Origin of the sequence: Polynucleobacter sp. 78F-HAINBA (assembly GCF_018882325.1) — a bacterium.
Taxonomy (GTDB): domain Bacteria; phylum Pseudomonadota; class Gammaproteobacteria; order Burkholderiales; family Burkholderiaceae; genus Polynucleobacter.
The window spans coordinates 1-19,986 of record NZ_JACVOQ010000004.1 but is presented as its reverse complement, the minus strand read 5'-3'; the positions used below and the strand labels follow the sequence as shown (position 1 = coordinate 19,986).

Genomic DNA, 19,986 nt, shown 5'->3' with positions numbered 1-19,986 from the left:
TTATTTGGGCTTGCTTTGAAGGAGGCGTTCAACCGCCTTACGCAGATCAGAATCTGGTGCCAATTTCTCCAATAAGGATTCCCAGGAAGCCCGCGCTACGGCATTAAATCCTTTCGGCTTCTGGCTGACCTGCTGACCTTCACGGGGCTTAATGTCCCAGGTGGGTGGGGCTGGCTTTAGGCGCACCTTAATGCTAGTGCAAATGACCCCTTTTTTAGCTAACTCATTGATTAGACTGGGTAAAACCTGTTGAAGACGGGTGGCGATACTTGCCCCATTCACCAGTAAAAACAATTCATTCTGACCACCGGAACGCCAGCCAGCCTCAATTTTGGGTGCCAAGTTATCTAAATCTAACTCAAATAGGGCCGCTTTGAGGGCAATTTTGAGTTTGGCCAGACCTTCTGTTTTGGCCAAAATTCCGCCCAAGCCCTCAGAGTCACGCAAATACTCTAGCCACTCATGAGCGGCTTTCGTGCGGACGGGTTTAGGTGCGAAGTTCATATAAAAAGAGGGTGCGGGTGATAAACTCAAGGTCTTAATTTACTTCAATATCCCATGGTAATCGGTCTTCTTAAAACCCTGGTCGGCAGTCGTAACGACCGCCTCTTAAAACAGTATCGCAAAGTAGTTGCCAAAGTTAGCGCTTTCGAGCCTAGCCTGCAAGCTTTGGATGATGCCGCACTGCAAGCAAAAACTGCTGAGTTCAAGTCGCGTTTGGCTGCGGGTGAGTCATTAGATGATATTGCTCCTGAGGCTTTTGCGGTAGTTCGTGAGGCAAGTTCACGAGTGATGAAGATGCGCCACTTTGATGCGCAGATGATGGGTGGCCTTGCATTGCATCAAGGCAAGATTGCTGAAATGGGAACGGGCGAAGGTAAAACCTTAACCGCTACGCTTCCTGTGTATTTGAATGCCTTAACAGGTAAAGGTGTTCATGTCATCACGGTAAATGATTACTTAGCTCAGCGAGATGCTGAGTGGATGTCAACGCTCTATAACTTCTTAGGCATGAAGGTTGGTGTCAATCTATCGCAGATGGATCACACGACTAAGCAAGAAGCTTATGCAGCTGATATCACCTACGGCACCAATAATGAGTTTGGTTTTGATTACCTTCGCGACAACATGGTGCAAGACTTGGGTCAACGTGTTCAGCGTGGCTTAGCTTATGCGATTGTTGATGAGGTTGACTCCATTCTGATTGATGAGGCGCGCACCCCATTAATCATTTCTGGTCAGGCTGAAGACCATACTGATTTGTATATCAAGATTAATGCATTGCCTGCTTACTTAGAGCGCCAAATTGGTGAAGAAAAAGCAGACGGCACTGGTGTTGAAAAGCCAGGTGATTACTGGGTTGATGAAAAGTCTCAGCAAGTCTATTTAACAGAGCGTGGTCACGATAAGGCGGAGACAGTTTTAGTTGAGCTTGGCGCTTTGAATGATGGCGACTCTTTATATGCTCCGCAAAATATTACATTGATGCATCACGTGTATGCCGCATTACGTGCGCATACTCTGTACAACCGTGATCAACAATATGTTGTTCAGAACGGTGAAGTCATTATTGTTGATGAGTTCACAGGCCGCTTAATGCAGGGTCGTCGTTGGTCCGATGGCTTGCATCAAGCCGTTGAGGCTAAAGAGGGCGTGCAGATTCAGAATGAGAATCAGACGCTAGCCACAATTACCTTCCAGAACTACTTCCGTATGTATGGCAAGTTGGCTGGTATGACCGGTACTGCAGACACCGAAGCGTATGAGTTCAAGGAGATTTACAACCTTGAGACTGTAGTTATTCCTCCAAATCGCATCAGCCAAAGAAAAGATCGTCAAGATCAGATATACAAGACATCACGTGAACGCTACGATGCGGTAATTAAAGATATTGAGGATTGCTACAAACGCGGCCAACCTGTATTGGTTGGTACAACCTCGATTGAGAATTCAGAATTAATTGCTGGTTTACTAGATAAGCGTCAATTGCCGCATCAAGTATTGAATGCGAAACAGCATGCTCGCGAAGCAGAGATCATTGCTCAAGCTGGTAGACCAAAGATGATCACCATTGCCACCAACATGGCTGGTCGCGGAACAGATATTGTTTTAGGCGGAAACGTTGGCAAACAATCTTCTTTAATTGAAGCGGATGCTGGTCTATCTGATGCAGAAAAAGCAGCCAAGATTAAGACCTTGCAGGATGAGTGGCAAAGCTTGCATGATCAAGTATTGGCTGCGGGTGGCTTGCACATTATTGGTACAGAGCGTCACGAGAGCCGTCGTATTGATAATCAGCTTCGCGGTCGTGCTGGTCGTCAAGGTGATTCAGGTTCTTCCCGTTTTTATCTTTCTCTAGATGACTCTCTCTTGCGTATTTTTGCTGGGGATCGTTTGCGTGCAGTCATGGATCGTCTCAAGATGCCGGATGGCGAACCAATTGAAGCTGGTATGGTGACTCGCTCAATTGAGTCTGCTCAGCGTAAGGTTGAGGGCCGTAACTTTGATATTCGTAAGCAACTGTTGGAGTATGACGACGTCGCTAACGATCAGCGTAAAGAGACTTATCGCTTAAGAAATGAAGTTCTTGAAAGCGCCGATGTTGGTGAGTTGATTGCCAATTTGCGTGAAGATGTCTTGCGTGGCATTTGCGGTTTATATGTTCCCTTGGAATCGATGGAAGAGCAGTGGGACCTAGTTGGCCTAGAGAATGTATTGGCCAGTGACTGGGGCTTAACAGTTGACCTGAAAAATTGGGTTGAAAATGCTGCATCTATGGACGATGAGCAGATTGTTGATCGTGTATTAGAGGCTGCAAAAGAAACTTACGATGCAAAAGTAGAGCTTTCTGGACGTGCATCTTTTGCAGGATTTGAGCGCTCAGTTTTACTCTACAGCTTAGATACGCATTGGCGTGAACATTTAGCTGCTTTGGATCATTTGCGTCAAGGCATCCATTTACGTGGCTATGCTCAAAAGGATCCAAAACAAGAATACCGCCGCGAAGCATTCGAGCTCTATGGTGAATTGCTTAGTGTCATCAAGAATGATGTTGTGAAAAGCATCATGACTGTACAGATTCGTAGTGCAAGTGAGTTGGACGAAGCCTCTGAGTCGATGAATGAAGATTTGGCCAAGCTCTCAGATGTGCAGTATCAGCATGCTGATGCAGATCTTGAGGTCGCTGGTTCAACTGGGGACCGTGGTGCAGCAATTGAAATTGCTCCTGCTCCAATGCGCGCTGGCCCTAAAGTCGGTCGCAATGATCCTTGCACCTGCGGTAGCGGCAAGAAATACAAGAACTGCTGCGGGGCTTTGGCTTAAGTAGCTTGTAATCCTGCAGCATTCAATTTGAATGGAGGCTTAGGCCTCCATTTTCTATTCAGTTCACTATCTAGGGCTTTCCCTAGCTATCTAGATGCCCTAAGATCGCTGATGATGTTTTCTTATATGCAAGAAATTGCAGTTATGAGCAAAAGGAACCGGTATGCAAAAGTCCCTGCACATCAATGCAGATAAATGCACAGGCTGTCTTCAGTGTGAGATGGCTTGCAGTTATGAGCACTATGGAGTGTTTAATACCTCCAAGTCCCGAATCAAGGTGTTTGAATTTCATGACACGGGTAAAAAAGTTCCCTATACCTGCACACAGTGCTCTGAGGCTTGGTGCCTTCAAGCTTGTCCGGTAGATGCGATTAGTTTAGACATCCTTACTGGAGCTAAAGTTGTTTCTGATGACACTTGTGTGGGTTGCAAGGTTTGCACGATCTCTTGCCCTTTTGGAACAATTAACTATGTTCAAGACACTGGCAAGGTTCAGAAGTGTGACTTATGTGGTGGTGATCCAGCCTGTGCAACTGCTTGTCCAACCCAGGCTATTACCTATGTAGATGCCGATTGGACGGGTTTAGACAAAATGCGTGAATGGGCGGACAAGCTCGGCAATCAAAATAGCTCCAATTAAATAGCATAGGAAAAAATCATGTCATGGGCTGGAAAATTACTACGCGTTAATTTAACTGCGGGCACTTGTGTCTCAGAGCCAATCAATATGAAGTGGGCTAAAGAATATTTGGGCTCTCGAGGCCTGGCATCAAAGTATTTAGTTGAAGAATTGGATCCCAAGGTAGATCCACTTTCTGCTGAAAATAAAATGATTTGGGCGACCGGCCCTCTGACTGGCACGATGGCATCAACTGGTGGCCGTTATACGGTGGTGACCAAGGGTCCACTGACTGGAGCCATTGCCTGCTCTAACTCGGGCGGATATTGGGGTGCAGAGCTGAAGATGGCTGGTTGGGATATGGTGATTGTCGAAGGCAAATCACCTAAGCCGGTTTATTTATTTATTGAGAATGACAAAGCCGAGCTTATAGATGCTACCGAGCTATGGGGCAAAACTGTTTGGGAAACAGAGCCTGCAATTAAGACCAAGCATCAAGACCCACAAATTAGGGTGTCCTGTATTGGACGTGCTGGTGAAAATGAAGTGCTTTACGCTGCAATCGTGAATGACTTGCATCGTGCGGCTGGACGCTCTGGCGTAGGCGCAGTGATGGGCAGTAAAAACTTAAAAGCAGTTGCAGTTCGAGGCACAAAAGGTGTCGGCAATATTAAGAATCCTAAAGCCTTTATGGAGGCAACCCGCGCTGGTAAGGCAGTGTTGGCTGGTAATGGTGTGACTGGAGAAGGTTTGCCAACGTACGGCACCCAAGTATTGATGAATGTGATTAATGAGGTAGGAGCATTACCCACTCGTAATCACCAGGATGTTCAATTTGATGGGGCCAAGGATATTTCTGCTGAAGCAATGGCGACGCCGCGTGCATCTGATGGCAAGGCTCAGCTAGTAACGAATCAGGCATGTTTTGCATGCACCATTGCATGCGGTCGAATCTCAAAGATTGATGACACACATTTCTCGATTGAAAATAAACCGCAATACATGAATGCCTCGGGTGGCCTGGAGTATGAGGCTGCTTGGGCTTTAGGTGCGGCAAATGGCGTGAATGACTTGGAGGCTTTGCAGTTTGCCAACATGTTGTGCAATGAAGATGGCTTTGACCCAATTTCCTTTGGCGCAACCGTAGGTGCCGTCATGGAGATGTATGAGATGGGTGTCCTAACTAAAGAGCAGTTAGGTATTGAAGCTCCATTTGGCTCCGCTAAAGCACTTTGCTACTTCGCAGAAATTACTGCAAATGGTGTTGGCTTTGGAAAAGAGCTCGGACTTGGTTCTGCTCGCTTGACCAAAAAATATGGTCAGCCTGATCTCTCCATGAGTGTTAAGGGTCAAGAATTTCCAGCCTATGACGGTCGAGTGATTCAAGGTATTGGCTTGGCATATGCAACCTCAAACCGGGGGGCATGTCACTTACGTGGATATACCATTGCCTCTGAGGTGTTGGGCATTCCAGTGAAGACTGAGCCAGCGGACACGCAAGGCAAGCCAGAGTTAGTGAAAGCATTCCAAGATGCAACTGCTGCATTTGACTCGGCAGGGATTTGTATTTTTACGAGCTTTGCTTGGACACTTGCTGATGTGGCGCCGCAGTTACAAGCGGCATGTGGAGATGAGTTTACGGTAGAGAACTTGACTATGATTGGTGAGCGTATTTGGAATATGGAGCGCGACTTTAATAACCGTGCGGGCTTCACCAATAAGGACGATAAATTACCGAAGCGCCTCATGACAGAAGCAGCAAAAACTGGCCCTGGTAAAGGTGCTGTGAGTGGTCTAGATAAAATGCTGCCTGAGTATTACAAGATTCGAGGTTGGGATCCTGAGGGCCGTCCGAGTGCAGAAACACTTAAACGTCTTGGCCTTTAAGATTCTTTAGATGAAGCACGTCATCTTAGGTAACGGACCCGCAGGAGTGATTGCTGCGGAGACTATTCGCAAGCGTTCTCCTTCCGCTCAAATTATCATGATTGGTTCGGAGGACGTGCCCCCTTATTCAAGGATGGCAATTCCTTATTTGTTAATGGGGAATATCCAAGAATCAGGAACCTATTTACGCAAAGATCCTCAGCATTTTGATAAATTAAAGATTGAGCAGGTACACGGCCACGTAGATTCAGTTGATTGCAAGGCTAAAGAGTTGCTCCTTCAAGGCGGCGCTCGAGTTTCTTTCGATAAGCTGTTGATTGCAACTGGCTCCGTCCCCGTGCAGCCGCCAATTCCAGGTATTCAATTGCCGGGAGTACATTCTTGCTGGACTATGAGCGATGCCAGGGCTATTGCGTCCCTTGCTAAGCCAGGTACTCGGGTGCTTCAGATGGGAGCGGGTTTTATTGGCTGCATTATTTTGGAAGCTCTAGCTAGCCGCGATGTGAGGCTTACTGTGGTGGAAATGGGTGATCGCATGGTGCCCAGAATGATGACTGGGCTGGCGGGTGGAATGATCAAAGAATGGGTTCAGTCCAAGGGCGTTGATGTTTTTACTGGCACTCGAGTTGAGGAGATCTCTTCCTCTGGCTCGGCTCTCAGCGTTAAGCTATCTAATGGCAAAGTCCTAGAGGTAGACCTCGTGATTTCTGCAACGGGAGTCAAGCCAAATATTGGATGTCTTCAAAATTCAGGCCTTGATTTGTTGACTGGCGTTTTAGTAAATGAGCGCATGCAAACATCCCATCCAGATGTATATGCTGCAGGAGATGTTGCTGAGGGTATCGATTTTTCAACAGGACAGCGAATTGTTAATGCTATTCAGCCTAATGCAGCAGATCAAGCTCGAATCGCTGGTATTGCGATGACTGGCGGAGATGCCGAAAGCCTAGGGGCGCTCCAAATTAACGTGCTGGATACGCTGGGACTCATATCCTCTTCTTTTGGATTGTGGGCTGGCGCAAAAGATGGCGAGCATGTAGAAATCGTAGATCGTGAGCACTTCAAATATCTCCGATTGGAGTTTTTGGGAGATGTATTGGTTGGAGCTACTTGCGTTGGGAATACTGATCACATTGGCGTGTTGCGCGGCCTCATTCAATCAAAGACTCGACTAGGCGAATGGAAGTCACATTTATTACGTGACCCCACACAAGCAATGGAAGCTTACTTAGCAAAAGGGCAAGCACAATCGGCTTGGATGAATTAAGCTTTAAGCATGCAAATTACTTTGAAGTTGTTTGCCAGCTTGGCAAGTTATCTACCACCCTCCAAAAAGAATGGGATTGAGGCTGATATCGTCGTTCCTCACGGAAGTACTATTGGGGACATGATTGAGTTTTACAAAATCCCCAGCAAATCAGCTCATTTGGTCATGGTCAATGGGGTTTATATAAATCCAGATCAGCGTTTTTCTTATGTTCTCAAGGAAAATGATGCTCTAGCCATTTGCCCTCCTGTAGCGGGCGGTTAATCCCTTGTCTGGTAGTGAAATTTCTGTTGTCAGGCGGGAGATGGGGTGTACTCCAGAAGATTTGATGCGCTGGCTGCCCGAAGCTTTGGGGGATTTATACCCACAAACTTCGCTTATGGTTGATGATCAGAAGCTTCTTGCTAGGGAGTCCGCTCGGATTCTGATGCAGGGGGCTACTTTAAAAAGCCGCAACATTGCCCTTTTACGTATTCCGGTACTAGAGCTCGGAATAACATTCGATGCATCCTTTTCTGCCGAGCAGATTGAGTCGATACTAGATCGCTTTGATCTTTATACTCGGAGAGGTGGTGGATAACACCCTTCCTATTAAAACCCTTTGTATCAGACTCTTAAATGACAGTTAACTTACCACTCCCCCAAAAAGACCAACTAAAGCCTGTTAAAGGTTTTCAGATGGGTATCGCTGAAGCTGGAATCAAAAAAGCTAATCGCAAAGATTTATTAGTGATGACTTTGGCTCCTGGCTCACAAGTTGCCGGTGTTTTTACTTTAAACCGTTTCTGTGCTGCACCGGTTCAGGTTTGCCGTGAGCATTTGGCCCTAGATGGCTCCAAGGGTGAGATTCGTGCCTTGGTGGTCAATACTGGTAATGCCAATGCAGGTACTGGTGAGCGGGGTATGCAAGATGCCTTAGCAACATGCGCTGAGTTAGCAAAAGAGCTCAAGCTCAATCCAGAACAAATTCTGCCGTTTTCAACTGGTGTGATTCTAGAGCCACTTCCAATTGATAAATTGATTTCTGCTTTACCGAAAGCTGTGGCCAATCTAGGTGAGGACCATTGGTTTGATGCGGCAGAGGCCATCATGACTACGGATACCCAGCCTAAAGCTACATCCATGACGGTAGAGACTCCTGCTGGACCTGTGACTATCACTGGTATTTGCAAGGGTGCAGGAATGATTCATCCGAATATGGCGACCATGTTGGGATTCATTGCAACTGATGCTGGTTTTGCACCTGGCTTGCTCTCTAAACTAACTCAAGAAATTGCCGATCAGTCATTTAACGCTATTACGATTGATGGTGATACCTCGACTAATGATTCATTCATCATCATGGCGACTGGCCAATCAGCGGTGCAGGTTCAATCTGCTGGCGATGCTAGTTATGGACTCATTCAAACCGCATTAATTGATCTCGCGCGCAAGCTTGCTCAAATGATTGTGAGAGACGGTGAGGGAGCAACAAAATTTATTACGATTGATGTGCAAGGCGGCAAGACTGAAGAAGAATGTCGCCTAGTTGCAGAGGCAATCGCCCACTCACCTTTAGTAAAAACCGCCTTCTTTGCCAGCGATCCTAATTTAGGCCGCATCCTGGCTGCGATTGGCTATGCTGGCATTACCGACCTTGACGTTAATCAAGTGCAAATGTGGCTTGGAGATGTGTGGGTTGCTAAGAATGGTGGCCGTAACCCTGATTACCAAGAGGCTGACGGACAAAGAGTCATGCAGGCCCCGGAAATTACCATCAAGATCAATTTAGGCCGCGGATCAGCACAGCAGATGATGTGGACTTGCGACTTATCGCATGACTACGTTTCCATTAATGCTGATTACCGCTCATAGGAACTCGTTACATGAATGAAAAACTAGAGCAGCTCTTAAGTCATCTTGAGACATTTCTACCTAAAGCGTTAACTGAAGAGCAGTGGAAATCCTCGACTGCTTTCAGATGGCGTCGTCGCGATAGTATTTTTGGAAGCATTGGTTTTTTACAGCCAGTTAAACATGTTGCCGATATTTCTTTTGATGATCTAAAGAATATCGATCGTCAACGCGATGCTATTCGTGACAATACAAAAAACTTTATTCAGAAAAAGCCTGCTAATAATATTTTGCTCACTGGTGCACGTGGCACAGGAAAGTCATCACTCATTAAAGCGAGTTTGCATGAGTTTGCTAGCCAGGGCTTGCGCTTAGTTGAGGTTGAAAAAGAGCATTTAGCTGACTTGGCTGACATTACGGATTTATTGGCTGATCGGCCAGAGCGCTTTATTGTTTTTTGTGATGACCTCTCATTTGAAGATGGTGAATCTGGCTATAAAGCAATGAAGTCTGCATTAGATGGATCTGTATCCGCTCAAGTCGACAACATCTTGATATACGCTACCTCCAATCGTCGCCATCTCTTGCCTGAATATATGAAGGACAACGAGGGCTATGTTCATGGTGATGATGGAGAAATTCATCCGGGAGAAGTGGTTGAGGAAAAAATTTCTCTCTCAGAGCGTTTTGGATTGTGGCTTTCTTTCTACCCACCAAAGCAAGATGAGTATCTAGAAATTGTTGCTCATTGGCTGCGTCATTTTGGTTTGAGTGATGCGCAGATTGATGGTGCTAGAGCTGAAGCACTGGTTTGGGCCCTAGAGCGTGGATCACGATCTGGTCGTGTGGCTTGGCAGTTTGCTAAGCACTGGGCTGGTTCGCATACCGCTTAATCATTGACGACTCATGAATGACTCAAATCGCCCTGTTACAGAAGTTGCTGCTGGAATCTTATTAGATGCTGAGGGGCGCTATCTTCTGGGGCAACGACCAGAAGGTAAGCCTTATGCAGGCTACTGGGAAGTTCCGGGTGGAAAGATAGAAGCCGGTGAATCGGTTTTCATGGCACTGAAACGCGAATTACAGGAAGAGCTTGGAATTGATATTGAGTCTAGTGAAGATCTAGTTGTTTTAGAGCATGACTATCCGCATGCTTACGTCCGCCTGCATGTGAGCATTATTCGCAAATGGACTGGAATACCTAAGGGGTGTGAAGGTCAGGCACTGTCTTGGCAGTTGCTTGGTGATGCACTTCCTACGGTGGAGCCTTTATTACCGGCAGCATGGCCCATGCTGGAAAAACTCAAGCTCCTAAAGGTTTAGAGCTGGCAGAGAGTAAGTCTGAAGGGCACATCCTCATTGATGACTTGAGGTTTTTTATCTCCATCCGCCTCTAAAAAACGAATCGACAGTAAATATTTGTTAGCACTGATTTCTGAGAAGAGAGAGTCATCTTCTACAGTAATGCGCATTAATTGATAGACCTTACCAGATGGTGCTTGTTGATAAGAGCCTTGATGTGCAACAACATCTTTTGCTTCGCCAGACTGACGCAACAATCTCAAGAAAATTTGACAAGCTTCATGCCATGGCAAAAGTGGTGCAACATATTTTTCTAACAACTCTCTGCGTTGAGTTGAGGGAGTGTTTTTCCAAGCATGGTAGCTCGGCAAATCAATCGGACTAGTTCCACCTGGAATATTTAATCGCGTGCGAATGGCATTGAGCCACTCACTCTCAGTAATCGCTGAATTTGGCTTGCCCATCGATTGATTGATATTGAGTGCAGCTTTATCAATTTCAGACAGTGTTTGTGTCAGAGCCTCTTGGTCTACTTTTTGGGAAGACTTTAAACCATTCAGGGCATATTTCTGACGCTCAAATTCTTTGAGTAAGAGCGATTTGATATCACCTCGAGAGCCAATGTCGCCTAAGTCAAACAACATCGCAATTGCATTGTGATGTAGCTCAGGATCATCGGATCGAAGAAAGTGATTAAAGCGGGCGAACAAATACTCCAGTCGAAGCATGCTTCGAACTAGTTCATTGAAAGGGTATTCGTAGACAATCACAAGCCTATATTCTATGACGAACTCAGGGGCTCTTCCTAAATTTTGAGCAATTGTTGGTGCAGGCTTAGAACTTCTGATTTGAGTGCATCCAGGCTGCCCTGATTTTCAATAACAGTGTTAGCGGCTGCTAGTCGGGCATTACGGCTAGTTTGCGCTTTTAGAACATTTTCCACGTCTGAGCGGGTCATATTGTTGCGGTGCATCACTCTTTGGATTTGGACTTCCTCTGGGCAGTCCACCACTACAAGATAGTCAATGAGGTTTACCCAAGAGCCAGACTCAATGAGTAAGGGGACCACAAAAACAAGATAAGGCACACCAGACTTGGCCAATTCAAATGCTTGTTCGCTAGTTTCTTCTTGAATTAAGGGGTGGGTAATTTGCTCTAGCACTTTGCGGGCGCCGGGATTTTCGAAGACTAGGGTCCGCATTTTTGAGCGAATAAGAGCACCCTGGGGATCAATAAAGTCAGCCCCGAATGCCTTTGCAATCAATGGAATGGCTTTTCCACCGGGGGCGGTAATTTGATGAGAAATCAGATCTGTATCAATAATCCCCGCCCCAAGCTCACCTAGCAAGTCGCTAACTGCGGTTTTGCCAGACCCAATGCCGCCAGTTAAGCCAATTAAAGGAATTTCCCCCTTTAGGGCTTTTAAACCAGCTTGGGCAGAATGAAGGTTGAAATGAGTTGAGGCCATAACAATTCAATAATGCCAGCAATCACTAAAAAGGGGCCAAAAGGAAAAGCCTGTTGCAGTTGATGGCCTCGCCATTTAAGCCAGATAATGCCACCCGCTATTCCTGTAACCGAGGCTATCAAGAGAATGCTGGGTAAAGAGCTCACCCCTAACCAAGCGCCCAGTGCTCCCAAGAGCTTGGCATCGCCCATGCCAATGCCATTTCGGTTTTGTAGAAGACGATAACCGGCATTCAATGCCCACAGTGATGCATATCCTAGGAACGCTCCAAGGAGTGCTGAGCTTGGAGCAGTCAAGCGCAGGTCTGAGAACCAGTTAAAAGTAATACCCAAAATAATCAAGGGGAATGTAATGGCGTTCGGAAGGCGGAGAGTGCGCCAATCAATATAGGCTAAATAAATCAAAGCCAGCATCAGCAGAGATTTGATGATCCAGATACTTATGTTGGGATCCACTAAACGATTTGTCCTAAATTAAAGATGGGCAGATATAGGATTATGACTAAGCTACCAATAATGGCGCCAACAAAAAGAATCAGTGCAGGCTCCAAATTTTGGCTAAGCGCATTGAGTTGACTGCTTAACTGTGAGCCTAGGGTAGTAGCGCGCTTATTTAACATCTCAGCCAACGCACCACTTTCAGCACCAATGTGCAGCAGTAACAAGGTTTCCACATCAAGAATTCTTGATTTAGGGTCTGCTCGCTTGAGTGATTCACCCAAAGGCCAGCCCCGAGTGAGGTGTTTAAATATCTCAGCGCTAAAGTCGTGACTCACCCAGTGATTAGATGATTGTGCAGTCACTCTCAGCGCGTCTGGTAGCGGTAAACCAGTCTCCAGAAGATGCCCTAAAGTTCGACACCAATGACTAAGTGTTGTTAGTCTAAAAAGATTGCCAAAAAACGGAATGCGTAACAAGAGGGCATCACAGTATTTTTGGAGTGCGCTAGATTTTAGCCAGGTATACACAAAGCTTGCAGCTATCACGAGCGTGCCAAGTGCTATTTCTACCGAGTAGCTTTGGACACCTGTGGATATGGAGATGAGGATTCTAGTTGGCGCTGGAAGTTCCGCGTTAAAGTGCCCAAAGACTTCTTTGAATACAGGCACAACCCAAATCATCATGACCAGCACGAGCAGAAAAGAAGTGGCTAAAGTGATTACAGGGTAGGTTAGTGACTGCTGCACTTTTCTTCGTAGCTCAATCTGAGCCTCTAGTTGCTGTGAGATTGTCTTCAGCGCTAAGCTAAGATCGCCCGTTCTTTCGCTCACTCTGATGAGGTTAGAAAACTCTGGAGAAAATTTTCCGTTTTGTGCGCTGAGGCAAAAAGAAAAGCTATTACCCTTTTGAAGCTGCTGACGAATGTCTTCTAGCCACATTTTCCAGGATATTGGCGCTGACTGGATTAATAGCTGAATAGCGTTGAGCAAGGGAAGTCCAGCCTGAATGAGGGCGAGCATTTGTTGTGCAAAATGCAATTGCTCAGACTTGCTGAGCTTTCTGGTTATAAACATTTGGGCTAATGCCAAGTGCCAAGCTCAGAATCTAGCGATATCTGATCTATAAAGCCGGACTTCAACAATTGCATTCCTGCTGTGTAAATATCTAATGCTGGAGCTGAATTAAACAAGTGCTCGCTTCCCAAAACTTCATGAACACCAATGCGACCAAAATATCCAGACCCCTTGCAAAGCTCGCAAGATTTTTTACTCGGGGTTGGATTGCATTGTTTGCAGCGTTTTCGAACTAATCGTTGAGAGCTGACGCAACGAAGACAGGATTCAATAGACTCTTGATCTATGCCGAGACTTTTAAGTCGGCATAAAGCGCCAATAGCATTACGAGTATGAAGGGTGCTTAGCACTAAGTGCCCCGTTTGTGCGGCCTGGATAGCAAGCTGCGCACTTGCGCAATCGCGTATTTCACCAATCATGATGACATCTGGATCTTGGCGCAGAAGGGCGCGAATGATTGCAGGAAAGTCTAATCCCGCCTTTGGGTGATAGGCAACTTGATTGACTCCAGGAAGTCGGATTTCAATAGGATCTTCAACGGAGCAAATATTGCGTTGCACTTGGTTTAGTGTGCTCAAGCAGCTATATAAGGTCCGTGTCTTGCCACTGCCAGTCGGCCCCGTTACTAGAATCAAGCCATTAGTTTGGCTAATGGCCTCTTGGATTATTTTTAGTTGATCTGGTAATAGGCCAAGCCGATCTAAAGCTAGCTCTTCGAGGCGGCTTGGCAAAATCCGGATAACTGCTTTTTCACCATGCAAGGTAGGAAGAATCGATACCCGACAATCAATATTGGGGTGGCTAAAGTCATGGCCAATAACAAGGCGCCCATCTTGAGGTACACGTTTCTCTGCAATATCAAGACGTGCCAATATTTTGATGCGTGTAATTAATCGCTCATGCAGATCAATGGGGTATTGGTTTTGTAATGTGAGGCGACCATCTATTCTGGTGCGCACTACGGTCTCTTGAGGCCTTGCCTCAATATGAATATCCGTAGACCGACTATTTAATGCATTAACAGCGATTTCATGCCAGGTTCGAATAATGTGAGAGTCATGTAACAGTTCGCTCAATCTTGATTTTCTTGAGTGAGGGGCCGGTACAGCTTCACTGTTTTTACGCCATGCTCATCAAACTGAACAATTTCCATCACCACACCAGCAATGCGAATGCTGACATCGTAATCAGGAATCGCTTCGAGCTTTTCTAAAATAAGGCCATTCAGGGTGCGTGGTCCATCGAGTGGAAGATCAAGGTTTAGCAGGCGATTTAAATCTCGCAATGAGGCAGTGCCGCTTGCAAGGTAAGTGCCATCAGCTAGCCAATGAGGATCATTGGAAAGATTAGAGAATGAGGTGGTGAATTCACCAATCAGTTCCTCAACAATATCTTCAAAGGTTACTAGGCCTAACACTTCACCATACTCATTCACAACCAGGCTTAAGCGTTGTTGGTTATCCTGGAAAAATTGCATCTGTTGTAGAACGGGCGTCCCACTCGGAATGAAGTAGGGCTCATTTAGCAATAAGCTGAAGTCTTCGTGATGAAGCTCTGCGTCACCAAGCAAGGAGAGCACTTTCTTTACAGACAGAATACCAACAATGCGCTCAGAGTCGCCATCGCATACCGGCAATTTGTTGTGATAGCAGGTTTCTAATTGCTCAACCACCTCACCAATAGGTCTTGAGAGATCCAATACCTCAATCTTGGAGCGAGGCGTCATCACATCATCAACCAAAATATTTTCGAGATTGAAAAGATTGAGCAAGATATTGCGATGATGGGCGGAAACAAATCGGTTGGATTCCAGAACTAAGCTTCGCAATTCTTCTTTGCTCATCACCCTGTTATCGGTTGATGTTTGTAATCCGGAGATCTTCATCAGTCCTGATACAAAACTATTAATGAACCAGAGTAGCGGCTTAAGAATGAAGGTGAGAGGAAGAATGAACCAGCCAACATTGCTGGCAATTTTTTCAGGAAAAGCTGCGCCGATCACTTTCGGTGTGATTTCACTAAAAATAATGATGAGTAGTGCAACGACTAAAGTGGCAATCGACAGCACTAGCCCGCTATCGCCAAAAATATGTAATGCAATGCCGGTAACTAAGATCGGCAAGATCGTATTGATGAGGTTGTTAGAGATCAGCAGCACTGAAAGCAGTGAATCAATGCGCTTTAATAGTCTCTCTGCAAGCGCAGCTCCAGCGTTCCCACCATTAGCCATTGCACGCAGGCGGTGGCGATTGGAAGACAGCATGCTGGTTTCGGCCATGGAAAAGAAGCCGGATAGTGCGAGTAAAAATAGGACTAATGCGACTTGGCCAATAAAGGGCCAATCATCAAAAAAGGTGTCCATCAGTTATGCCTGCAAAGAATAAGGAACAACCAATATAGCAAAGTGCCATTTCACTAGCTATAGCTACCTCGGAATCCTGCCTGAATTTATCCTTCAATATGTGTCAGAATCTTCCTCATGCCCACCCCTACATCCACTGAGTATTGCGTGATATCAGCCCCTTTTGGACGGCTAGGCGTACAAACAGAGTTGGTAGACGGCAGCTTGATGATCTCAAAAATAGATTATTTACCTCTAGATACTGCTTTAATCGCCCCGAGAAATGCGCTGGCTAAAGCATTCTCAAAACAGTGCGATCAGTATTTCAAAGACGCTTTTTCAGTTTTTGATGTTCCGCTGAAGCCTGCAGGAACAATTCACCAGCAAAAGGTATGGAATGCTACTCAAGGCATTGGAGTCGGGAAGACGAGCACCTATGGTGAGATCGCAAAACTCATTAAAAGTGGTCCGCGTGCAGTCGGGACAGCTTGCGGCGCAAATCCCTATCCCCTGGTAACCCCCTGCCATCGGATTATTTCAGCGCAAGGTCTTGGGGGTTTTATGAAGGAAGATGCCCCCGGTTTTTATCGCCAGATCAAAGCTTGGCTCTTAAAGCATGAGGGTGCGCTTTAAAGATTCTTTGCCGACAGTTTTCTGAGTTGCTTAGAGCTTACGTAAAAGAACGCTTTCATCAGAAGTGGATTACTTGCGGCAATTTTTGTAAAGGCATAGAACACCCAAACGGTATTTCTAGAAAGCTTCACTTCAGATTTATTGCTAAATTCTTTTCTAGTGGTAATTTTTTCAAGCGTCATGACCGCAAGGCCAAAAGCAAGAAGGCAGAAGCGTCTCATGCCCACTTCATTTTCTGGAATCAGTAGAATGTAGCTCATAGAGTCTTGCAGCTTTTCGTAGGAAATCTTGAGCAGCTCATTTTGACTCATTGACGCTGGTTTCCAGGAGACCCCGCGTGCACGATCTTCTGGTGAGTCTTTCAGAATATTAGTCATTTGTAGGGCCTGACCAAAGGCGATTGCTAACTGCTCATGGCCTTTAATTTGCTTTGCAAACTCAATGGAGTAGTTGCTAAAGATGCTGGTGAGCAGTTCACCAACTACGCCAGCCACCACATAGCAATACTGCTCAAATTCTGCGAGGTCTTTTAGCCCTGCTTGCGTTTGTCTTCCGTGGAAATGGGACATGCCATTGGACATAATTGAAACGCAACGACTAATGGCTGCCTGATCTTTGTCTGGGAAGGTATGCAGAATGCGAAGAACGGTGGGGGTGTGCGCAATTAAATCGAGCTCATCGATATTGGAGTAATCCTTCAATGTATCTAGGCAGGGGGTTACAAAATCTTCCACCGGAATCGCGCCTAGAACTGCCTCTAAAAATAATTTAGATAAGCCTTGCTTCTCTGTCGGGCTGAGTTCGGCTGCATCTTCGATAGTGTCGACAATTCGACATAGTAAATAGGTGTTGCCAACCACAACCTCAATTGCTGGGGGTAGGAGTGGGATGGTGAGTGCAAAAGTACGCGATACGGAACCCAAAATCGCCTTTTGATAGGCTAGATCGCTATTGGAGTTCTGTTTGGGGTGTGCGCTGGAATTCACCCATGAATTATGTCAGACCAGCCCGCCCAAATTTGGCTCTTATTGATTAAATGCCATAAGTAACAAGGTCATATAATTTGACCAAATTCCTGAAGGAGAAATTAGGCGATGTTGATTTGGTTTGTCATCATCTATTGGGTGGTATCTGTTGGCATTGGTCTTTGGGCTGCGCTACGGGTCAAAAACACTGCTGACTTTGCCGCAGCAGGCCATAGCCTTCCTTTGCCTGTCGTTACCGCCACAGTCTTTGCTACCTGGTTTGGCTCCGAAGCGGTTTTGGGTATCCCAGCCACCTTTCTAAAGGAGGGGCTTGGTGGGATTGTTTCGGATCCTTTCGGATCCTCCTTATGTCTTATCTTAGTCGGACTCTTTTTTGCTCGTCATCTCTATAACCGCCGCATGCTCACCATCGGCGATTTCTTTCGGGAGAAATATGGCCGCACCGTAGAGGTTTTGGTAACCCTCTGTATTGTGGTTTCATATTTGGGATGGGTGGCTGCGCAGATTAAAGCTTTGGGACTTGTCTTTAATGTTGTGTCTGACGGCAGCATCACACAAACGGCCGGCATGTTAATTGGCGCTGGTAGTGTCCTGATTTATACGCTTTTTGGTGGCATGTGGTCAGTAGCAATTACCGACTTTATCCAGATGATCATCATTGTGGTGGGCATGCTTTATATCGGCGGCGAGATAACAGCTCAAACTGGAGGTGTTGGTGTTGTGTTTGAGCATGCAGCCGCTGCTGGCCAGTTTTCCAACTTCTGGCCCGAGATGAATCTCGCCTCTATCCTTGGCTTTACGGCCGCCTTATGCACGATGATGTTGGGCTCTATTCCGCAGCAAGATGTGTTTCAGCGGATCACATCTTCTAAGAATGTGAACATTGCAGTGCAAGCTGCTTTGTTGGGTGGAGTACTGTATTTTGTCTTCGCATTTGTTCCACTTTATTTGGCTTACTCTGCAACCATCATTAGTCCAGATCTAGTGAAGCAGTATTTATATACAGATCCACAAATGATATTGCCCAAGCTGATTTTGAATCACGCACCACTTATTGCTCAGGTGATGTTTTTTGGTGCCCTACTATCAGCTATCAAGAGTTGTGCCAGTGCGACATTGCTCGCACCTTCGGTCACTTTTGCTGAGAACATTGTGCGCGGCTTTTTTAAGCACCTATCTGATCAAGACTTGTTGAAGGTCATGCGAATTACTGTGCTCTGCTTCACTCTGGTAGTCACTTTTTTTGCTATCAACTCTAATTTATCGATTTTTAAGATGGTTGAGAACGCTTACAAAGTGACTTTGGTTGCAGCTTTTGTACCACTGGCTTTTGGGGTGTACTGGTCTAGGGCAAATTCCTTGGGTGGATTGTTATCGGTCGTTTGCGGCCTCGTTGTCTGGATTAGCTGTGAAGTGCTTGCCCCTCAGGCTATTCTCCCCCCTCAGTTAGCGGGCCTTTTAGCCAGCATCGCCGGCATGCTTTTGGGTGGTTTAGTGCCCCGTGCCAGATTGATTGCGAGTTAATTTATATTGCTTAAATATTAGGCACAATATTTTGTTGCACCGCAAAATATTCACCTCTAAAATGACATTAATTCAAAATTTCTTATCTTTATGGAGTTCTTATGAAAATCTGTGTGATCGGTGGAGGGGGCGCAATTGGCGGTTACCTTGCTGTCATGTTGGCGCGAGCTGGCAATGACGTCACGGTTGTAGCGCGTGGTGCCACATTGGCTGCAATAAAAGAGCGCGGCCTCGCATTAATTATGGATGACCAACCTGAGCCTTTAGTGGCACAGGTAAAAGCAGTTGAAAAAATTCGGGATGCGGAAACTCCGGATGTGGTGATCTTGGCTGTGAAGGCGCATCAAGTTGAGCCGATCATTGAAGATCTTGCTGCAATCATGGGGCCAGAAACTATTTTGATTCCGATGCAAAACGGAATTCCTTGGTGGTACTTCCAGAAGTTGGGTGGCGACTATCAAGATCACTCCGTTGAAACAGTCGACGCTGGTGGTGTTGCTAAGAATGCAATTAATCCAAACAATATTATTGGTTGCGTAGTGTATCCAGCTACCTTTACCCAAGCTCCTGGCGTGATTCGTCACGTTGAGGGCAATCGTTTCCCATTGGGTGAGTTGGATGGCAAGCAGACTGAGCGCATTCAGAAGATGTCCGAGATGATGTCGGCTGCTGGATTTAAGTCACCAATCCTAGAAGACATCCGCTCTGAAATTTGGCTGAAGTTGTGGGGCAATATGACCTTCAATCCAATCAGCTCTTTGACGCATGGGACATTGGAGGGCATTTGCCAATACCCACTTACTAAAGAGTTGGCACGCAACATGATGGCTGAAGCACAAACTATTGCTGAGAAATTGGGCGTGACTTTCCGCGTGGATATTGAGCGTCGTATTGCAGGCGCTGAAAAAGTTGGCAAACACAAAACATCGATGTTGCAAGACTTGGAAGCAGGTCGTAGTTTGGAGATTGATGCCTTATTGGGTTCTGTGATCGAGCTTGGCAAGATCACCGAAACACCGACGCCTTGCCTCAATACGGTCTTTGCGTTAACGAAGTACCTTGATGAGAATGTTCAGGCCTCCAAAGGAAGTTTGGCCTTGCCATCTGTTTCAGGCTACTAAGTATCTACAGTTTTGAGTATTAAAAAACCCTCACCACTAATTGAACTGACCCACAAAAGTTGGACAGTTTAGTTAGGTTACCAGAAGGGATTGAGTTCGGTATTGCACTGGGCTCAATCCCTTTAGTTTTTGTTTGATCCGATCATGGTTGTAGTAGTGGATATATTC

21 protein-coding genes are annotated in these 19,986 nt (G+C 46.0%); 12 read left to right on the top strand and 9 right to left on the bottom strand.

The genetic code is table 11. The annotated features are described in order from the left end of the window. Positions 1–534: a hypothetical protein gene (locus ICN11_RS05160; protein WP_255539893.1), complete on the bottom strand. Its 534-nt coding sequence runs from the start codon at positions 532–534 to the stop codon at positions 1–3. 24 nt (positions 535–558) lie between these two features. Between ICN11_RS05160 and secA the strand changes: the two genes are divergently transcribed. The 9 genes from secA (at position 559) to ICN11_RS05115 (ending at position 10,253) form a co-directional block, all read left to right on the top strand. Continuing rightward, on the top strand, positions 559–3,324 hold the full coding sequence (secA, locus tag ICN11_RS05155) for a preprotein translocase subunit SecA (RefSeq protein ID WP_216229466.1): 2,766 nt from the start codon (positions 559–561) through the stop codon (positions 3,322–3,324). Positions 3,325–3,487: 163 nt separating this feature from the next. Further along, positions 3,488–3,964, top strand: a complete 477-nt coding sequence (locus ICN11_RS05150) for a 4Fe-4S dicluster domain-containing protein (protein WP_216229465.1) — start codon at positions 3,488–3,490, stop codon at positions 3,962–3,964. Between the two features lie 18 nt (positions 3,965–3,982). Continuing rightward, positions 3,983–5,830 (top strand): aldehyde ferredoxin oxidoreductase family protein, encoded by a 1,848-nt coding sequence (locus ICN11_RS05145; protein ID WP_216229464.1) that lies wholly within the window; start codon positions 3,983–3,985, stop codon positions 5,828–5,830. Positions 5,831–5,840: 10 nt separating this feature from the next. After that, positions 5,841–7,097: an NAD(P)/FAD-dependent oxidoreductase gene (locus tag ICN11_RS05140; RefSeq protein ID WP_216229463.1), complete on the top strand. Its 1,257-nt coding sequence runs from the start codon at positions 5,841–5,843 to the stop codon at positions 7,095–7,097. 9 nt (positions 7,098–7,106) lie between these two features. Then, positions 7,107–7,361, top strand: coding sequence for a MoaD/ThiS family protein (locus ICN11_RS05135; protein WP_216229462.1), 255 nt, complete (start codon positions 7,107–7,109; stop codon positions 7,359–7,361). 4 nt (positions 7,362–7,365) lie between these two features. Beyond that, entirely contained in the window at positions 7,366–7,677 is a 312-nt protein-coding gene (locus tag ICN11_RS05130) for a hypothetical protein (protein WP_216229461.1), read from the top strand. Positions 7,678–7,715: 38 nt separating this feature from the next. Continuing rightward, positions 7,716–8,951, top strand: coding sequence for a bifunctional glutamate N-acetyltransferase/amino-acid acetyltransferase ArgJ (gene argJ, locus ICN11_RS05125; RefSeq protein WP_216229460.1), 1,236 nt, complete (start codon positions 7,716–7,718; stop codon positions 8,949–8,951). A gap of 11 nt (positions 8,952–8,962) precedes the next feature. Then, complete coding sequence (locus ICN11_RS05120) at positions 8,963–9,823, top strand: ATP-binding protein (protein ID WP_216229459.1); 861 nt, start codon at positions 8,963–8,965, stop codon at positions 9,821–9,823. Positions 9,824–9,836: 13 nt separating this feature from the next. Continuing rightward, positions 9,837–10,253, top strand: coding sequence for an NUDIX domain-containing protein (locus ICN11_RS05115; protein WP_216229458.1), 417 nt, complete (start codon positions 9,837–9,839; stop codon positions 10,251–10,253). Here ICN11_RS05115 and zapD read toward each other — a convergent pair. From zapD to ICN11_RS05085, 6 genes are read right to left on the bottom strand one after another with little or no spacing between them, the layout of a single operon-like run. Beyond that, a complete protein-coding gene (zapD, locus tag ICN11_RS05110; RefSeq protein WP_216229457.1) occupies positions 10,250–11,002 on the bottom strand; it encodes a cell division protein ZapD in 753 nt (250 codons plus the stop codon). The genes ICN11_RS05115 and zapD overlap by 4 nt on opposite strands. 35 nt (positions 11,003–11,037) lie before the next feature. Then, a complete protein-coding gene (gene coaE, locus ICN11_RS05105; RefSeq protein WP_216863148.1) occupies positions 11,038–11,700 on the bottom strand; it encodes a dephospho-CoA kinase in 663 nt (220 codons plus the stop codon). Further along, on the bottom strand, positions 11,655–12,155 hold the full coding sequence (locus ICN11_RS05100) for an A24 family peptidase (RefSeq protein WP_370623602.1): 501 nt from the start codon (positions 12,153–12,155) through the stop codon (positions 11,655–11,657). Before ICN11_RS05100 ends, coaE begins: the two co-directional genes overlap by 46 nt. Further along, entirely contained in the window at positions 12,155–13,213 is a 1,059-nt protein-coding gene (locus tag ICN11_RS05095; protein ID WP_216229456.1) for a type II secretion system F family protein, read from the bottom strand. Before ICN11_RS05095 ends, ICN11_RS05100 begins: the two co-directional genes overlap by 1 nt. A gap of 5 nt (positions 13,214–13,218) precedes the next feature. Beyond that, positions 13,219–14,289 (bottom strand): GspE/PulE family protein, encoded by a 1,071-nt coding sequence (locus tag ICN11_RS05090; RefSeq protein WP_216229455.1) that lies wholly within the window; start codon positions 14,287–14,289, stop codon positions 13,219–13,221. Continuing rightward, complete coding sequence (locus ICN11_RS05085) at positions 14,286–15,575, bottom strand: HlyC/CorC family transporter (protein WP_216229454.1); 1,290 nt, start codon at positions 15,573–15,575, stop codon at positions 14,286–14,288. The genes ICN11_RS05090 and ICN11_RS05085 overlap by 4 nt, the downstream gene beginning before the upstream one ends. Before the next feature lie 117 nt (positions 15,576–15,692). Between ICN11_RS05085 and ICN11_RS05080 the strand changes: the two genes are divergently transcribed. Continuing rightward, positions 15,693–16,187: a methylated-DNA--[protein]-cysteine S-methyltransferase gene (locus tag ICN11_RS05080; RefSeq protein WP_216229453.1), complete on the top strand. Its 495-nt coding sequence runs from the start codon at positions 15,693–15,695 to the stop codon at positions 16,185–16,187. Here the strand turns inward: ICN11_RS05080 and ICN11_RS05075 are convergent. Further along, the gene (locus ICN11_RS05075; protein ID WP_216229452.1) at positions 16,184–17,173 is read right to left on the bottom strand and encodes a squalene/phytoene synthase family protein; all 990 of its coding nucleotides are present in this window, start codon (positions 17,171–17,173) and stop codon (positions 16,184–16,186) included. The genes ICN11_RS05080 and ICN11_RS05075 overlap by 4 nt on opposite strands. A gap of 108 nt (positions 17,174–17,281) precedes the next feature. On the opposite strand from ICN11_RS05075, the gene ICN11_RS05070 reads away from it, so the two are divergent. Together ICN11_RS05070 and ICN11_RS05065 are read left to right on the top strand one after the other, a co-directional pair. Further along, positions 17,282–18,697 (top strand): sodium:solute symporter family protein, encoded by a 1,416-nt coding sequence (locus ICN11_RS05070; RefSeq protein WP_216229451.1) that lies wholly within the window; start codon positions 17,282–17,284, stop codon positions 18,695–18,697. 101 nt (positions 18,698–18,798) lie between these two features. Beyond that, a complete protein-coding gene (locus tag ICN11_RS05065) occupies positions 18,799–19,818 on the top strand; it encodes a 2-dehydropantoate 2-reductase (RefSeq protein ID WP_215387118.1) in 1,020 nt (339 codons plus the stop codon). Positions 19,819–19,890: 72 nt separating this feature from the next. On the opposite strand, the gene ICN11_RS05060 is transcribed toward ICN11_RS05065, so the two are convergent. Beyond that, the coding region (locus tag ICN11_RS05060; RefSeq protein WP_216217816.1) for an IS3 family transposase at positions 19,891–19,986 on the bottom strand (96 nt) is incomplete at its 5' end.

Excerpts from the sequence above, each read along its gene's own strand:
- coaE (WP_216863148.1), bottom strand. The coding sequence starts at position 11,700 with ATGGCCTCAACTCATTTCAACCTTCATTCTGCCCAAGCTGGTTTAAAA.
- ICN11_RS05120 (WP_216229459.1), top strand. The coding sequence starts at position 8,963 with ATGAATGAAAAACTAGAGCAGCTCTTAAGTCATCTTGAGACATTTCTA.
- ICN11_RS05135 (WP_216229462.1), top strand. The coding sequence starts at position 7,107 with ATGCAAATTACTTTGAAGTTGTTTGCCAGCTTGGCAAGTTATCTACCA.
- ICN11_RS05145 (WP_216229464.1), top strand. The coding sequence starts at position 3,983 with ATGTCATGGGCTGGAAAATTACTACGCGTTAATTTAACTGCGGGCACT.
- argJ (WP_216229460.1), top strand. The coding sequence starts at position 7,716 with ATGACAGTTAACTTACCACTCCCCCAAAAAGACCAACTAAAGCCTGTT.
- ICN11_RS05080 (WP_216229453.1), top strand. The coding sequence starts at position 15,693 with ATGCCCACCCCTACATCCACTGAGTATTGCGTGATATCAGCCCCTTTT.
- ICN11_RS05085 (WP_216229454.1), bottom strand. The coding sequence starts at position 15,575 with ATGGACACCTTTTTTGATGATTGGCCCTTTATTGGCCAAGTCGCATTA.
- ICN11_RS05065 (WP_215387118.1), top strand. The coding sequence starts at position 18,799 with ATGAAAATCTGTGTGATCGGTGGAGGGGGCGCAATTGGCGGTTACCTT.
- ICN11_RS05115 (WP_216229458.1), top strand. The coding sequence starts at position 9,837 with ATGAATGACTCAAATCGCCCTGTTACAGAAGTTGCTGCTGGAATCTTA.
- ICN11_RS05140 (WP_216229463.1), top strand. The coding sequence starts at position 5,841 with ATGAAGCACGTCATCTTAGGTAACGGACCCGCAGGAGTGATTGCTGCG.
- ICN11_RS05095 (WP_216229456.1), bottom strand. The coding sequence starts at position 13,213 with ATGTTTATAACCAGAAAGCTCAGCAAGTCTGAGCAATTGCATTTTGCA.
- secA (WP_216229466.1), top strand. The coding sequence starts at position 559 with ATGGTAATCGGTCTTCTTAAAACCCTGGTCGGCAGTCGTAACGACCGC.
- ICN11_RS05150 (WP_216229465.1), top strand. The coding sequence starts at position 3,488 with ATGCAAAAGTCCCTGCACATCAATGCAGATAAATGCACAGGCTGTCTT.
- ICN11_RS05070 (WP_216229451.1), top strand. The coding sequence starts at position 17,282 with ATGTTGATTTGGTTTGTCATCATCTATTGGGTGGTATCTGTTGGCATT.